At 75.3% G+C, this 15,497-nt stretch carries 8 protein-coding genes; 2 read left to right on the forward strand and 6 right to left on the reverse strand.

Translation table 11 applies throughout. The features are described from left to right. Nucleotides 1–25: 25 nt before the first annotated feature. On the reverse strand, nucleotides 26–2,278 hold the full coding sequence (locus tag QPK52_RS08465; RefSeq protein WP_410536585.1) for an ATP-dependent DNA helicase UvrD2: 2,253 nt from the start codon (nucleotides 2,276–2,278) through the stop codon (nucleotides 26–28). Nucleotides 2,279–2,503: 225 nt separating this feature from the next. Between QPK52_RS08465 and QPK52_RS08470 the strand changes: the two genes are divergently transcribed. Further along, complete coding sequence (locus QPK52_RS08470) at nucleotides 2,504–2,746, forward strand: mycoredoxin (protein WP_093661309.1); 243 nt, start codon at nucleotides 2,504–2,506, stop codon at nucleotides 2,744–2,746. Between the two features lie 60 nt (nucleotides 2,747–2,806). Here QPK52_RS08470 and nudC read toward each other — a convergent pair whose 3' ends face one another. From nudC to QPK52_RS08495, 5 genes are all read right to left on the reverse strand, one after another. After that, complete coding sequence (nudC, locus tag QPK52_RS08475) at nucleotides 2,807–3,748, reverse strand: NAD(+) diphosphatase (RefSeq protein ID WP_410536587.1); 942 nt, start codon at nucleotides 3,746–3,748, stop codon at nucleotides 2,807–2,809. A gap of 260 nt (nucleotides 3,749–4,008) precedes the next feature. Continuing rightward, nucleotides 4,009–7,536, reverse strand: a complete 3,528-nt coding sequence (locus tag QPK52_RS08480; RefSeq protein WP_410536588.1) for an ATP-dependent DNA helicase — start codon at nucleotides 7,534–7,536, stop codon at nucleotides 4,009–4,011. Between the two features lie 103 nt (nucleotides 7,537–7,639). Next, nucleotides 7,640–8,518 (reverse strand): hypothetical protein, encoded by an 879-nt coding sequence (locus QPK52_RS08485; RefSeq protein WP_410536590.1) that lies wholly within the window; start codon nucleotides 8,516–8,518, stop codon nucleotides 7,640–7,642. A gap of 126 nt (nucleotides 8,519–8,644) precedes the next feature. After that, entirely contained in the window at nucleotides 8,645–11,935 is a 3,291-nt protein-coding gene (locus QPK52_RS08490) for an ATP-dependent helicase (protein WP_410536592.1), read from the reverse strand. Nucleotides 11,936–12,171: 236 nt separating this feature from the next. Next, nucleotides 12,172–12,591, reverse strand: coding sequence for an MGMT family protein (locus tag QPK52_RS08495; RefSeq protein WP_410536593.1), 420 nt, complete (start codon nucleotides 12,589–12,591; stop codon nucleotides 12,172–12,174). Between the two features lie 143 nt (nucleotides 12,592–12,734). On the opposite strand from QPK52_RS08495, the gene QPK52_RS08500 reads away from it, so the two are divergent. Next, the gene (locus QPK52_RS08500) at nucleotides 12,735–15,476 is read left to right on the forward strand and encodes a flippase-like domain-containing protein (RefSeq protein ID WP_410536595.1); all 2,742 of its coding nucleotides are present in this window, start codon (nucleotides 12,735–12,737) and stop codon (nucleotides 15,474–15,476) included. Nucleotides 15,477–15,497 lie beyond the last annotated feature (21 nt).

Here is a 15,497-nt window from a genome sequence, read left to right on the forward strand (position 1 = left end):
TGAGGGTTTGGACGGCCCGCGCAAACTATTTTCCCGGCGGATTCGTAACAGCCTCTGTGACAGATTCCGGAATCCCGTCGTCCGTTTGTTCGCCCGTTTGTCCGTCCGCCGGTTCGCCCGGATCCGCGCCGATCTCCTCGCCCGCGCACAGGGCCAGCACATCGGCGCCGAACCTCTGGAGTTTGCGCCCGCCCACGCCCGGGATCCGCGCCAGCTCCGCCTCGTTGTCGGGCAGTGCCTCGGCGATCGCCATGAGCGTCTTGTCGGTGAAGACGCAGTAGGCCGGCTGGCCGAGCTGCCGCGCCTGGGCCGAGCGCCACTCGCGCAGCCGCTCGTACAGCTCCTCGTCGAGATCGGAGGGGCAGCCCTCACAGCGCATCAGCTTGATCTCGCCCGCGTCGGTGAGGGTGCGCCCGCACACCCGGCACCGCACCGGACCGCGCCGCCCGCGCGAACGTCCGCCGCCGCGCTCCACCCCGCCGGCGGCGCCGGCGCGGCCGCCGCCCGGCGAGGAGCCTGGCCGCAGCCCCGCCAGGAAACGGCTCGGGCGGCGTCCGCCCCGGCCGCCCGGCGAACGTGACAGCGCCCAGGACAGGGAGAGGTGGTGCCGGGCCCGGGTGACGCCGACGTAGAGCAGCCGGCGCTCCTCCTCGATCTGCTCGTCGGTCTTCGCGTAGCTGATCGGCAGCGTCCCGTCCGTCAGCCCGACCAGGAAGACCGCGTCCCACTCCAGGCCCTTGGCGGAGTGCAGCGAGGCGAGGGTGACGCCTTCGACGGTGGGGGCGTGCTGGGCGTTCGCCCGCTCGTCCAGCTCCGCCACGAGGTCGGCCAGCGTCGCCTGCGGCCGGGCCCGCGCGAAGTCCTCGGCCAGCCGCACCAGGGCGGCCAGGGACTCCCAGCGGTCGCGTACCGCGCCCGATCCGGCCGGGGGCTGCGGCGTCCAGCCGGTGCCGCCGAGCACCGCCCGCACCTGGGAGGGGAGGTCCACGGCGTCGGCCAGCAGCGGGTCGTTGTCCCCGGCGCGCGCCGCGCCGCGCAGGGCGACACCGGCCTCGCGCACCTCGGGCCGCTCGAAGAAGCGCTCGGCGCCGCGCAGCTGATAGGGCACCCCCGCATCCGCCAGGGCCTGTTCGTAGACCTCGGACTGGGCGTTGACGCGGTAGAGCACCGCGATCCCGCTCGCGGGCACTCCCGCGTCCATCAGCTCCCGGATGCGGCGGGCGACGCCCTCGGCCTCGGCGGGCTCGTCCGGGTACTCGGTGTAGACGGGCTCGGGCCCGGCCTCGCGCTGGGAGATCAGCTCCAGCCGGTGCTCGGCGGCCCGGCCCCGGGCCTGGGCCAGCAGCCCGTTGGCCAGGTGCACCACCTGCGGCGTGGAGCGGTAGTCGCGCACCAGCTTCACCACCGTGGCGCCGGGGTGCCGGGTACGGAAGTCGAGCAGGTGGTCCGGGGTGGCCCCGGTGAAGGAGTAGATCGTCTGGCTGGCGTCGCCGACGACGCAGATGCTCTCCCGGTCCCCCAGCCACAACTCCAGCAGCCGCTGCTGCAGGGGGCTGACGTCCTGGTACTCGTCCACCACGAAGTGCTGGTACTGCCGCCGCACGGTGTCGGCGATGTCCGGCCGCTCCTGGAGGATGCCGACCATGAGCAGCAGCACGTCCTCGAAGTCGATGACCGATCGCTCGCGCTTGAGCTGCTCGTAGAGCCCGTAGATCCGGCTGATCTCGGCCGGGTCGCGCGGGGCCTCGCGCGAGGACTTCGCCACCGCGGCCGGATAGTCCTCCGGGACGCTCTGGGTGACCTTGGCCCACTCGATCTCGCCCGTCACATCGCGCAGTTCGTTGCGGTCGAGACGGATGCGGCAGCGCGCCGCGGCCTCGGCGACGAGCTGGACCTTGCGCTCCAGCAGGCGCGGCAGATCGCCGCCGATCGCCTTCGGCCAGAAGAACTGCAGCTGGCGCAGGGCGGCGGAGTGGAAGGTGCGGGCCTGCACACCGCCGGCGCCGAGCTGGCGCAGCCGCCCGCGCATCTCGCCCGCCGCGCGGTTGGTGAAGGTGACGGCCAGCACGCTCGCGGGCGGGAGCACCCCCGCCAGCACCCCGTACGCGATCCGGTGCGTGATCGCGCGCGTCTTGCCCGTACCGGCCCCCGCCAGCACGCACACCGGGCCGTGCAGTGCCGTCGCCACCTCGCGCTGCTCCGGATCGAGTCCTTCGAGCACCGCGTCGGGCGAATCGGGGACGTGTGGGAAGAGGGGGGAGGGCGTTGCTGCTGTCACCCCGCCATGCTGCCAGGTCGGTCCGCGGGCCGGTAACCGTCGTCCACAGGTGGCCGGGACTCGTAGCAGGAACGCCCGCAGAGCCCCGGTCCGGGCACCGGACCGGAGCCGGCAAGGGCGCGGGCACGGACGGCGCCGCCCGGACCGCCGGGAATGAGCCCGGCCGCTTGAACGTTCCACCGATGCCAGTACGCCGACAAGCCGAGACGAGGAGCACGAGAACCCATGGCGGGAACGGTCACGATGTACAGCACCACCTGGTGCGGCTACTGCCGTCGGCTCAAGGGCCAGATGGACCGCGAGGGAATCGCCTACACCGAGGTCAACATCGAGCACGACCCGGAGGCCGCGGCCTTCGTCGAGAAGGTCAACAACGGCAACCAGTTGGTCCCGACCGTGCTCTTCCCCGACGGCTCGGCCCTGCCCAACCCGTCGATCGCGACGGTGAAGGCCGTTCTGGGCGCCTGACGCGCCACCGCCGGCCGCCCGCCGCGCGCCCGGTCGGCCGGGCCCGCGGCGGGCGGTCCGTCACAGCGGACCGGGCAGCGGCTGCCCGTACCACATCTCGATCAGCCGGGCCGCGATCGAGATGCCCGACGGCGGCAGCACCTCGCCGGAGGCGAAGGCGGCGCGCAGTTCCTCGCGGGAGAACCAGCGGGCCTCCTCGATCTCCTCGCCGTCCACCCGGATCTCGGTGGACGTGGCGTGCGCGACGAAGCCCAGCATCAGGCTGGAGGGGAAGGGCCACGGCTGGCTGGCGACGTACTCGACCCTGCCGATCGTGACGCCCGCCTCCTCGCCCGCCTCGCGGACGACCGCCTGCTCGATGGACTCGCCCGGCTCCACGAAGCCCGCGAGCGTGGAGAAGCGGCCCTTGGGCCAGTGCACCTGGCGGCCCAGCAGCGCCCGGTCCCCGGGGTCCGTCACCAGCATGATCACGGCCGGGTCGGTGCGCGGGTAGTGCTCGCCGCCGCAGGCCGGGCAGCGGCGGATGTGGCCGGCGGCGGCGATGACCGTGCGCTCGCCGCAGCGCGAGCAGAAACGGTGCATGCGCTGCCAGTTCTCCAGGGCCACGGCGTGCACCATCAGCTGGGCGTCGCGCTCGGAGAGCAGCATGCCCGCCTCCCGCAGACCGGCCGGGCGGGCCGCGTCGTCCATCCGGCCCGGCAGCGCGTCCTTCTGGAGCGCGAAGTAGCGCACACCGTCCCCGTCGATGCCGAGGAAGTAGCGGTGCGCCTCGGTCAGCGGGGCGTCGAAGGACGGCATGGTCACCAGTTCGGCGCGGCCGTCCCCGGTGTCCTCGATCAGCACCTGCCCGCCGGACACCACGAAGCAGCGGGTCGTCGGGTGACTCCAGGCCGCCCCGAGCCAGGCCTCGTCCAGCCGGTGGTGGGCGGCCCGGTCTATGCCGCCGGTGGCGGTGAGCGTGACCGGAGGGCGGGCGGTGGTGTGGTCGGGCCAGGTGATCACGGCTGCTACCAACTTCCCCTGCTGCGTGAGCGGTGGTTCGGGTGCGTACGACGGCCGCCGGACCATCCCGTGCAGTCCGGGTGCGGTGGAAGACCCGTCCCCCTCCGTCCGCGGCGGCGCCCGCGCACAGCCGTCCCGTCCGCTCCCCCGTGCCGGGGGGAGGGGGGCGCCGACCGTCCGCGGGGACGGCGGGCCGGCCTGCGGTGCGCACGCGGACGGCGGTGTCCACGAGCGGCCGGGGTGGTGCTCATGTCCCGAGCCTATCCGGCCGTACCGCCCGTCCCGGAATCGGCCGCCGCGTCCCGCCGGACGCCCGGCGCCCCCCGGCCGCCCGGGATGTCCGGAACATCCGGGGCGTCCGTGCCCCTCGTGCCCCGCAAGCCTTCCGTGCCCCGCAAGCCTTCCGTGTCGTGCAAGCCGTCCGCGCCGTGCAGCAGCAGCCGTTCCAGAGCGGCTCGGCCCGGCAGCCGGGCGGGGCGGACCAGCTCCCCGCTGCGGACGTGGAGGAAGGCGGCGCCCACGGCCTCGGGCGGCAGCCCGTGCCGCTCGGCCCAGGCGAGGCGGTAGACGGCGAGCTGGAGCGGGTCGGCCCTGCCGGAGTGCCCGGTCTTCCAGTCGATGATCTCGAAGCGGCCCTCCTCGTCGCGGTACACCGCGTCGATCCGGCCCCGGACCACCCGGCCCGCGAGCACCAGCCGGAAGGGCGCCTCGACGCGGTAGGGGGTGCGGTGTGCGTAGGGAGTGCGGCCGAACGCCTCCTTGAGCGCGGCGAGGTCCTTCTCGTCGGCGATCCCGGGGTCGCCGTCGCCCGGGTACGTCCCGCCCTCGTCCTCTCCGCCGGGCAGCTCCTCGGGGTCGTGCAGGGGCAGCTCCAGCTCCTCGAAGCGGGACTCCACCCAGGCGTGGAAGCGGGCGCCCCGGCGGGCGGCCGCGGGCCGCGGCGGCCGCGGCATGGGCCGGGCCAGGTCCCGCGCGAAGCCCTCGGGGTCGGCGGCCAGGCGTACGAGCTGCGTCGCGGAGAGCGCCGGGGGCAGCGGCACCTCCCGCACGCCCGACCGGGCCCGCCGCAGTTCGGCGGTGAGCGCCTCCATGTCGCGGTCCCAGGAGGCGACGGTCCGCGCTTCCTCCCCCGCCAGTTCCGGCTCGGGCTCCGGGGCGGGCGCGGGTTCCGGTTCCGGGGCGGACTCCACCGCCGGGGCCACCGGAGCCGCCGGGGCGGGCTCGGGGGCCGTACGGGGGCGGGGCAGCGTACGCCCGCCCGCGCGCCCGTCCGTCCCCGCCCGCCCGTCCAGGTGGGCCATGACGCGCGCGGCGGCGGCGCGGCGGCGCGCCAGGGCCTCCTCGTCCAGCGGCAGGGGCCAGACACGTTCCTCGGCCGGCTCCTCCAGGGCCGGGTTCTCCTCGCCCTCCTCCGGCTCCTCGGCCCAGTGCTCGACCTCGCCGTGCCGCGGGTCGGCCTCGCAGTGCGCGCGCAGCGCCTCCAGGAAGGAGGAGGGGCCGCGCGGCCTCTTCTGGCTGGGCCCCCACCAGTGGCCCGAGCCCAGCAGCAGGGAGCGGGGCCGGGTGAAGGCGACGTAGCCCAGCCGCAGCTCCTCGGTGTGCTGGTGCTCCTTGACCGCCTCGTCGTAGGCCTTGCGGTCCTTCGCCGTCCAGCCGGCCAGTTCGGGGAGTGTCCCCGCGTCGCCCCGCAGCGCGGGCGGCAGCACCTTCGGCTGGGAGAGCCAGGACTCGCGGGCCTGCCCGCTGGGGAAGTTCCCGGCCACCAGCCCGGGGACGGCGACCACGTCCCACTCCAGGCCCTTGGACTTGTGCGCGGTGAGGACCTTGACGGTGTTCTCCTCGCCGGGCAGCGAGCTGTCCAGGCCCTTCTCGTACTCGGCCGCGGCGCGCAGGAAGCCCAGGAAGGCCAGCAGGGTGGACTGCCCGTCCAGCGAGGCGAATCCGGCGGCGATGTCCAGGAACGTGCCGAGGGTCTCCCGGCGGCGGGCGGCCAGCGCGTGCGGGGACGCGGAGAGTTCGACCTCCAGGCCGGTGACGGACAGCACCCGGTGCAGCACGTCCATCAGCGGGTCGGCCAGCGAGGCCCGCAGATCGCGTATCTCCTTGGCCAGCCGGGCGAAGCGCACCCGGGCGTCGGCCGAGAACGGCAGCGGGTCGTCGTGGCCGCCGGTGCCCAGGAAGGTGTCGAGGGCGTCGGCGAGCGAGACCACCTCGGCCGGGTCGGTGCCCTCCACGGCCGCCGCCAGCCGCGCCTCGACGCCGGCGTCCCCGCCGCCCGTACGCGGGCCGCCGGGCACCAGCAGCCGGGCGCGGCGGCCCAGCAGGGCGAGGTCGCGCGGGCCGATGCGCCAGCGCGGCCCGGTGAGCAGGCGCACCAGGGCGGCGTTGGCGGTCGGGTCCTGGAGGACCTCGCACATGGCGACCAGATCGGCGATCTCCGGCAGATGCAGCAGCCCCGACAGGCCGACGACCTCGACCGGCACCCCCCGCTCCACCAGCGCGCCCTGGATCTGCGCGAAGTCGCCGGCGGTGCGGCACAGCACGGCGATCCGGCCGGGCTGGGTGCCGGTGTTCACCAGGTGGGCGACGGAGTCGGCCAGCCACGCGATCTCCTCGGCGTGGGTGCGCAGCAGCGCGCAGCGCACCAGGCCGTCGTGCTCGGCGCCCGGTGCGGGGCGCAGCGCCTCCACACCCGCGTGGCGGGCGCGCAGCGGCGCGGCCAGGGTGTTGGCCAGCTCCAGCAGCCGTCCGCCGCTGCGGCGGTTCTCGCTCAGGGCGTGGCGGCGGGCGGGGGTGCCGTCGGCGAGGGGGAAGTGCTCGGGGAAGTCGTCGAGGTTGGCCACGGACGCGCCGCGCCAGCCGTAGATGGCCTGGCAGGGGTCGCCGACGGCGGTGACGGCATGGCCGGTGCCTCCTCCGAACAGGCCGGCCAGCATGACGCGTTGGGCCACGGAGGTGTCCTGGTACTCGTCCAGCAGCACCACGGCGTACTCCTCGCGCAGGATCCGCCCGACCTCGGGCACGTCGCGCGCCAGCCTCGCCGACAGTGCCATCTGGTCGCCGAAGTCGAGCAGTTCGCGCTCCCGCTTGCGCCTGCGGTACTCCTCGACCAGCCCCAGCAGTTCCAGGCGGCCCCGCGCGGTCTCGGGCACCTTCCGCAGGGCGGCGTTGGTGAGCCTCACCGCGCCGCTCTCCAGCAGTTCGAGCAGCTCGCGGTCGTGGGCGCGCAGTCGAGCCGGTTCCACCAGGTGCTCGGAGAGTTCGCCGTCGAGGGCGAGGAGGTCGCGCACCAGCTCGCTGACGGACTTGGTCAGCGCCGTGAAGGGACCGGGCGCGGTGCGCAGCACCGAGGCGGCGAGCTGGTAGCGGGTGGCGTCGGCCAGCAGCCGGGCGGACGGCTCGACGCCCAGCCGCAGTCCGTGCTCGCCCAGCAGCTGCCCGGCGAAGGCGTGGTAGGTGGAGATCCGCGGCTCGCCGGGCGGCTGCTCGGGATCGGCGGGGTCGGGGTCGAGCACGCCCGCCCTGTGCAGCGCCCCGCGCACGCGTTCGGCCAGCTCGCCCGCCGCCTTGTTGGTGAAGGTCAGGCCCAGCACGCGCTCGGGCGCGACCTGTCCGGTGCCCACCAGCCAGACCACCCGGGCGGCCATCACCGTCGTCTTGCCCGACCCGGCTCCGGCCACGATGACCTGCGGCGCGGGCGGAGCGGTGATGCACTCCATCTGCTCGGCGGTGAAGGGGATGCCGAGGATCCGCCGGAGGTCGTCGGGGTCGGTGAGCTGTGCGGGCACCCACAAGACGCTAGCGCGCCGCGCCGACAGCCGCGGTACGGCGGGGGCGGGCGGGGGCCGTCCGGGATGCGGCGACCCGGCTCCGACGGGGCGTCAACGCCTTTCAGACGGACTCGTGTCGGCCGGAGTCCTCGCGCGTCCCGCTCAGGTCGAGGACCTCGTCCGGATCCGGCGCCTCGACCACGACCTCCTCACCGTGGCCGGTGAAGTCCATCACACCCGGCTCGTCGCTCCCCTCGTTCTCCATCCTCAGCAGATAGGGCCGGTCGTCGTCGTTGGCGACATAGGCGGTGGTGGTCCCCTCGCCGTCCTCCTCCCGGACCAGCGGGATGGCCTCCCGGCCGCCGAGGTCGACGAGCTCGCGCTTCCCGGTCTCCCCGGACCCGCCGGACTCCATGTCCCCCAGCAGCCCGTCGAGGTCGCAGAAGCCGCCCGGGCCCGCGCCGGACTCCCCGGAGCCCGTCTTCACCCAGCGCTCCGAGAGCATCTCGACGGCCACGTCCTCCCCCGGCCCGCCGTCGCTCCGGCTCTCCCAGAACCGCTCGTCGCCCTTCATGTACGTCTGCCCCTCGGCGGCGAGGATCTCGGCGGTGCCTCCGCCCACCGTCATGGTGCCGGTGCACTCCCCGTTCCCGGCGAGCGCCAGGTCGATCGTCATCCTCCCGTCGTCGGCGGCGGCCACCCAGCCGGTGACGCGCAGCGAGTCGGCCTCCCTCATCGCCTCGGCGGCCCGTTCCATGATCTTCCCGGCGGAGCTCTGCTCCAGCCTCGTCCTGCCGAACCCTCCGGTGAGGGGGGCGTCCCCCTTCTCCTCCGCCTGCTCCGGGACCGCCGGATCCGTCCCGCCGATCCCCAGCGGGAAGCCGCCCCCCGGTCCGGATTCCGGTCCGCCCGTACCGCCCGGCCCCCCGGAGCAGCCCGTCAGTCCCACGGCCATGGCGCAGACCACCGCCGCCGCCAGAACCCCCCGCTTCTCCCCCACCGGTTCGCCGCCTCCCGTTCGTACGATGCCGTTCGGAACATGGGACCACACCGCGCCGACAGCCGGTTCCCGGGACCGGGGCCGGATTCCCGGCCGGGGCGGCACCCCCCACGCCCGCCCCCGCGCTCACTCCACGATGTGGCGCCCCTCGGGGCGGGCGCTGCACGCCCCCTTGAACGAGCAGGTGTCGCAGTGCCGTCCGGGAGAGGGCGTGAACCGCTCGTCCAGAACACGCCCTGCGGCGTCGGCCAGCAGCTCGCCGACCCACTCCCCGTCCCCGTCGTAGGAGGACAGGGCACGCTGCCGCTGCACGGCGGGGAGTTCGTCGCCGCCCTCCCGCTTCGGCGCGCCGATCCTGAGCTGGACGAGCTCCGCGCCGCCCGGCTCCGGCCGCTCCCCGAAGCCCTCGACCCCGTCGAGGGCGCCCTCGCGCACCGCGAGCTGGTAGACGGCCAGTTGGGGGTGGCGCTCGACCTCGGCCGCGGTCGGTTTGCTCCTGCCCGTCTTGAAGTCGACGACGTACGCCCGGCCGTCGGGCCCGCGCTCGACCCGGTCCATGGAGCCGCGGACGCGGACCCGGTGGCCGCCCGCCTCCAGCGTCACGTCGAAGTCGTGTTCGGTGGCGGCCGTCTCGCGCCCGAGGTCGCGCTCCATCACGTGCCAGCGCAGGAAGCGCTCCAGGGCCGCGCGGGCGTTCTCCCTCTCCTGCCGCGACTTCCAGGGCGCGTCGAAGGCGAGCGAGTCCCACACCGAGTCCAGCCGCTCCAGCAGGACGGACAGGTCGGCGGGGGTGCCGCCGGAGGCGACCTCGTCGGCCAGGACGTGCACCACGTTGCCGAAGCCCTGGGCCGCGGTCGCGGGCGGCTCCGCCTTCACCTCGCGGCCCAGGAACCACTGGAGCGAGCAGGCGGTGGCCAGTTGGTGCAGCGCGCTGCCGGAGAGGGCGACCGGCCGGTCCCTGTCCCGCAGCGGCACCTCGCAGCGGGTCGGCTCGTACAGCCCCCACCAGCGGTGCGGATGGGCGGCGGGGACCAGGGGGACGCCGTCGTCGTCGCGCAGCGCGGCCAGAGCGGCCAGCCGTTCGGCCGCGGCCTCGCGCAGCGCGGGGGTGGCCCGGGGATCGACGGTGGTGGCGCGCAACTCGGCCACCAGGGCGGACACCGAGAGCGGGCGGCGCGGGCGGGCGGTGACGTCCTTCGGTTCGACGCCGAGCTCGGTCAGGAAGCGGGAGGGCTGGTCGCCGTCCTCGGCCGCGGCCCGCACCGCGGTGACGACCAGGCGGTCGGCCGCGCGGGTGGCCGCCACGTAGAACAGCCGGCGCTCCTCGGCCAGCATCGCGCCGGGGGTGAGCGGTTCGGCCAGTCCGTCGCGGCCTATCCGGTCGGGCTCCAGCAGGGAGCCGCGCCGCCGCAGGTCGGGCCAGAGCCCCTCCTGCACCCCGGCGACGACCACCAGCCGCCACTGCAGGCCCTTGGCCCGGTGCGCGGTCATCAGCCGCACCGCGTCGGGGCGCAGCGCGCGGGGGGCGATGGTGTCGCCGGCGATGTCCTGGGCGTCCAGCTCCTCCAGGAAGTTGAGCGCGCCGCGCCCGCCCACGCGCTCCTCGGCGCGGGCGGCGGCGGCGAACAGCGCGCAGACCGCGTCCAGATCGCGGTCCGCGTTGCGGCCGGCGGTGCCGCCGCGCTCGGCGGCGCGCCGAAGCCGGGCGGGCCACCGGCCGTCCCGGTCGCCGTCCAGGCCGTCGTTCCACAGCAGCCACAGCGCCTCCTCGGCCGTGGCACCGCCGGCCAGCGCCTCGCGCGCCTTGCGCAGCAGCAGCCCCAGCTCGCGGGCGCCGCGCGCGTACGACGGGTCGTGCGCCACCAGCCGTTCGGGCTCGGACAGCGCTTCGGCCAGCAGCTCGTCCGAGGGGCGGGGTACGGCGCGGCCGGCGGCGCGCTCCTCCTCGCGCAGGGCCCTGCCCAGGCGGCGCAGATCGGCGCCGTCCATGCCTCCCAGCGGGGAGGCCAGCAGGGTGAGCGCGGTCTCCACATCGATCCAGGGCCCGTCCGTACCGCCGTCCGCGCCGCCGGACTCCTCCGCGGGCTGCCCGGCTCCGCCGGCCCGGTCCGCCGCGGCGGACACCGCCGCGGCGGCCCGCGCCGCCACCCGGAGCGCGGTCAGCAGGGGCACCACCGCCGGCTCCCGGCTCAGCGGCACGTCGTCGCCGTCGGTCTCCACCGGGACGCCGGCGGCCGTCAGCGCCCGCCGCACCGCGGGGATGGTGCGGTGGCCGGCGCGCACCAGCACCGCCATCTCCCGCCACGGCACGCCCTCCTCCAGACGGGCGCGGCGCAGCAGGTCGGCGATGTTGTCCAGTTCGGCGCCGGGGGTGGGATAGGTGTACACCTCCACCCGGCCGCCCTCCCGGGCCGCCGACAGTTCCCGGTGGGCTCGTACGGTCTCGGCCGGGAGCCGGGTGAGCGGCATGCGGAGGGTGATCCGCCGGGTGGCCTCCAGCACCGCCGAGGCGGAGCGGCGGCCGGTGCGCAGCACCGCCACCGGGGCCGGGGCGCCGTCGCGCCGCCGGAAGACGTGGGGGAAGTCGAGGATGCCGTTGACGTCCGAGCCGCGGAAGGCGTAGATCGCCTGGTCGGGGTCGCCGAAGGCGACCAGGGTGCGGCCCTGTCCGGCCAGCGCGCGCAGCAGCCGCACCTGCGCCGGGTCGGTGTCCTGGTACTCGTCGACGTACACCGCGTCGTAGCGCGCGGCGAGCCCCGCCCCCACCTCGTCCCGTTCGGCGAGCAGCACCGCGCGGTGGACCAGTTCGGCGTAGTCCAGCACGCCCTGGAGGTCCAGCACGTCGAGGTACTCGGCCAGGAAGGACGCGGCGGCCCGCCAGTCGGGGCGGCCGGCACGGCGGGCGAAGGCGTCCAGCGCGTCCGGCCCCAGTCCCAGTTCCCGGCTGCGGGCGAGGACGGCCCGCAGTTCGTCGGCGAAGCCGCGCGTGGTCAGGCAGGCGCGCAGTTCCTCGGGCCAGCGGGCCCGCTCCCGTCCGGTGTCCTCCAGCTCCGCCTGGCCGGCCAGCAGCTCGCGGATGCGCAGGTCCTGCTCGGGGCCGGACAGCAGCCGCAGCGGTTCGGCGAACAGGTCGGCGTCCTGGTGGGCGCGGACCAGCGCGTAGCAGTACGAGTGGAAGGTCGTGATCTGCGGAGTCCGTGGCGCGGGCCCGGGCAGGCGGGCCGCCATCCGGTCCCGCAGTTCGACCGCCGCCTTGCGGCCGAAGGTCAGTACGAGGACGCGCTCCGGATCGCCCCCGCGCCGCACGCGCTCGGCGACGGACTCCACCAGGGTGGTGGTCTTGCCGGTGCCGGGCCCGGCCAGGACGAGCAGCGGTCCGCCGCGGTGGTCAACCACCGAGCGCTGGGCTGCGTCCAAGGCAGGGAGGCTCGCCGGACCGGGCGGGGTACGCACCAACCGGTACGTATCGGACTTGTGGGAGGAACTCACGTGGATCGCCGGTCCTGGTCGCTGTGCTGGATGGTGCAGACGGTACGCCAGAGGACAGCCGTGGCGCACGGCGTCGCGCCCGCGTCCCGTCCGGGCGGCTCACCGCGGGTACGGCGGCGCCATGACGGAAGCTGGTACGTGTGAGGAGTCCAGCCGCCGGGGGGTCAGCGACGCCGGGCGGGCCGCTCGCGGGTCCCGGCCCCGCCGGCGCTTCCGTCCGCGCTTGCGCCGGCGTCCCCGTCCCACCGGGCCCGGCGCATGTCGACGCGCACCGCCGGGGCGGTGCGGCCGGCCGTACCGCCGGGGCCCCCGCGCAGCGGGGTGTCCTCCTCGCGGTAGTGGGCCAGGGCCCGGCCCTCGTGGCAGGGCGGCGGCGTCCCGTCGGCCCGCACCACGCGCCACCACGGAACCGCGCCGCCGTAGAGGGACATCACCCGGCCCACCTGCCGCGGACCTCCCTCCTCCAGCCACTCGGCCACGTCGCCGTACGTCATCACCCGACCGGGCGGGATGCTCTCCACCACGGCCAGCACCCTCTCCGCGTAGTCCGGCAGCTCGCCGGCGGGCCCGGTCATGGCGGCCATGGTGCCCCATGCCGCCGCCGGTCCGCACGGGCGGCGGCGCGCGGCCCGGCGCGACACGCGCAAACTCGGCTTTCCGCGGAGAAAAGCGACCTCCCTCACCGGTCCGCCGCCTCCTCGTGCCACCATCGTCCCGGCGGTGACAGGTGATACGAGAGCGAAAAGGGACCGACGAGCGGTCCGGAGACCAGGGCGGGCCCCCTCCGCGGGAGGAGCCCCGTTCCGCTCACTCCTCGCCGCACACCGGCGGTCCCGGCCGGGAGTCCGCGGAGCCGGACACCGACAGGGCCGGCGCGGGGACGGGCCAGGAGCACGTCGAGGGCGACGAGCCGATCCTCCCCGCCCGGGTGCACCGCCCCTCCGATCTGGTGCGGCTGCTGCTCGGGATCCTCGGCATCGCCGTCGTACTGGTCGTCGCCGCCTTCGCGCACGGCACCACCGCGGGCCTGGAGCAGGACATCGGCAAGGGCGCGGGCCAGGCCCCTCCCCTGCTGATCAGCTTCGCCGGCTTCGCCTCCAGCGTCGCCGTGCTCATCGTGCCGGTGGCCTTCGCGCTGGAGCGGCTGATCAAACGCGACGGGCTGCGGATCGCCGACGGCGTGCTCGCCGCCGTCCTGGCGCACGGCGCGTCGCTCGCCACCGACCTGTGGGTCGCCGGACAGGCCCCCGGCTCCATCCGGAACGCACTGACCAGCCCGGCCCCGGAAGGCGGCCTCACCGATCCGGTGCACGGCTACCTGGCCCCCGTCATCGCCTACATGACGGCCGTCGGCATGGCCCGCCGGCCCCGCTGGCGGGTGCTGCTGTGGGCGGTGCTGCTGCTGGACGCCTTCGCGGTGCTGGTCGGCGGCTACACCACACCGTTCTCGATCCTGGTCACCGTGCTGATCGGCTGGACCGTCGCCTACGGCACGCTCTACGCCGTCGGCTCCCCCAACGTCCGTCCCACCGGCCAGAACCTCCTGGCGGGGCTGCGGCGGGTGGGCTTCAGGCCGGTCCGGGCGCTGCGTCTGGACCCCGCCGACTCCACCGATCCCGCGGAGTCCGAACGGGCCGAGCAGAGCGATCGGGCCCGGTGCTACCTGGTCACCCTGGAGGACGGCCCGCCGCTCGACGTCACCGTCGTTGACCGCGAGCAGCAGGCGCACGGCTACTTCTACCGCGCCTGGCGCCGCTTCGCGCTGCGCGGCATCACCCAGCGCCGCAGCCTCCAGTCGCTGCGCCAGGCGCTGGAGCAGGAGGCCCTGCTGGCGTACGCGTCCATCGCCGCCGGGGCCAACGCCCCGAAGCTGATCGCCACCTCCGAGCTGGGCCCCGACGCCGTCATGCTCGTCTACGAGCACGTCGACGGGCACAGCCTGGGCTCCCTGCCCGACCAGGAGGTCACCGACGAGCTGATGCGCGCGGTCTGGCGGCAGGTGCGGGCGCTCCAGTCGCGGCGGATCGCCCACCGCCGGCTGGAGGACGACGCCCTGCTGGTGAGCCCGTCCGGCGAGGTGTTCCTCACCGACCTCAGCGCCGGTGAGATCGCGGCCGGCGATCTGGTGCTGCGGATGGACGTGGCACAACTGCTGACCACCTTCGGCCTGCGCGTCGGCGCCGAGCGCTCGGTCGCGGCGGCGGTGGAGGTGCTCGGCCCGGACGCGGTGGCCGACAGCCTCCCGCTGCTCCAGCCGATCGCGCTCAGCCGCGGCACCCGCGCCACCCTGCGCAGACTGGCCAAGGAGCGGGCGCAGCGCGAGCGGGAGGCGGCGATCGAGGCGTCCCGCCACAGCCGCGAGCTGCGCCACGCCCAGGGGCACGCGCCCGCCGGCGACCGGAAGTCGCTCCGGGCCGAGAAGCACGCCGAGAAACAGGCCGTCATGGAGGCTCTGGAGGAGGCGCGCGAGGAGGACCTGCTGGCGCAGATCCGCCGGCAGGTGCTGCTGATCCGCCCGCAGGCCCCCGTACAGCCCGCCCGGCTGGAGCGCGTCAGGCCGCGCACGCTGGTCAGCTTCATCGCCGGGGCCTTCGCCGCGTACTTCCTGCTCTCCCAGCTCACCCATGTGGACTTCCGCCAGGTCATCGCCGGGGCGGACTGGGGCTGGGTGGCCGCCTCGCTGCTGTTCTCCGCCCTGACGTACTTCGCGGCGGCGATGAGCCTGCTCGGCTTCGTGCCCGAGAAGGTCCCCTTCCTGCGCACGGTGGTCGCCCAGGTGGCGGGCTCCTTCGTCAAGCTGGTGGCGCCCGCGGCGGTCGGCGGCGTCGCGCTCAACACCCGCTTCCTGCAGCGTGCCGGGGTCCGGCCCGGCCACGCGGTCGCCAGCGTCGGCGCCTCCCAGCTCTTCGGCCTGGGCAGCCATGTCGTCCTGCTGCTGACCTTCGGCTATCTGACGGGCACGGAGCACACCCCGACCCTCTCCCCGTCCCGCACGGTCATCGCGGGGCTGCTGACGGTGGCGGTGCTGTCCCTGATCGTGACGGCCATCCCGGCGCTGCGGAAGTTCGTGGTGGAGCGGGTGCGGGCGCTGTTCGCCGGTGTCGTCCCGCGGATGCTGGACGTCGTCCAGCGCCCGCAGAAGCTGCTCAGCGGCATCGGCGGCATGCTGCTGCTGACGGTGTCGTTCGTGCTGTGCCTGGACGCGTCGGTGCGCGCCTTCGGCGGCGAGCTGAGCTACGCGAGCATCGCGGTCGTCTTCCTGGCGGGCAACGCGCTGGGCTCCGCGGCGCCCACCCCGGGCGGTCTGGGCGCGGTGGAGGCGGCGCTGATCGCGGGTCTGATCGCGTTCGGGCTGCCCAAGGAGATCGCCACCCCCGCGGTCCTGCTCTTCCGCCTGATGACCTTCTGGCTGCCGGTCCTGCCCGGCTGGCTCTCCTTCACCCACCTCACGCGCCGGGAGGCGCTGTGACCGTACGGTGCCGCACGGGCG

It is taken from the genome of Streptomyces sp. KL2, assembly GCF_046529545.1.
GTDB lineage: Bacteria > Actinomycetota > Actinomycetes > Streptomycetales > Streptomycetaceae > Streptomyces > Streptomyces radiopugnans.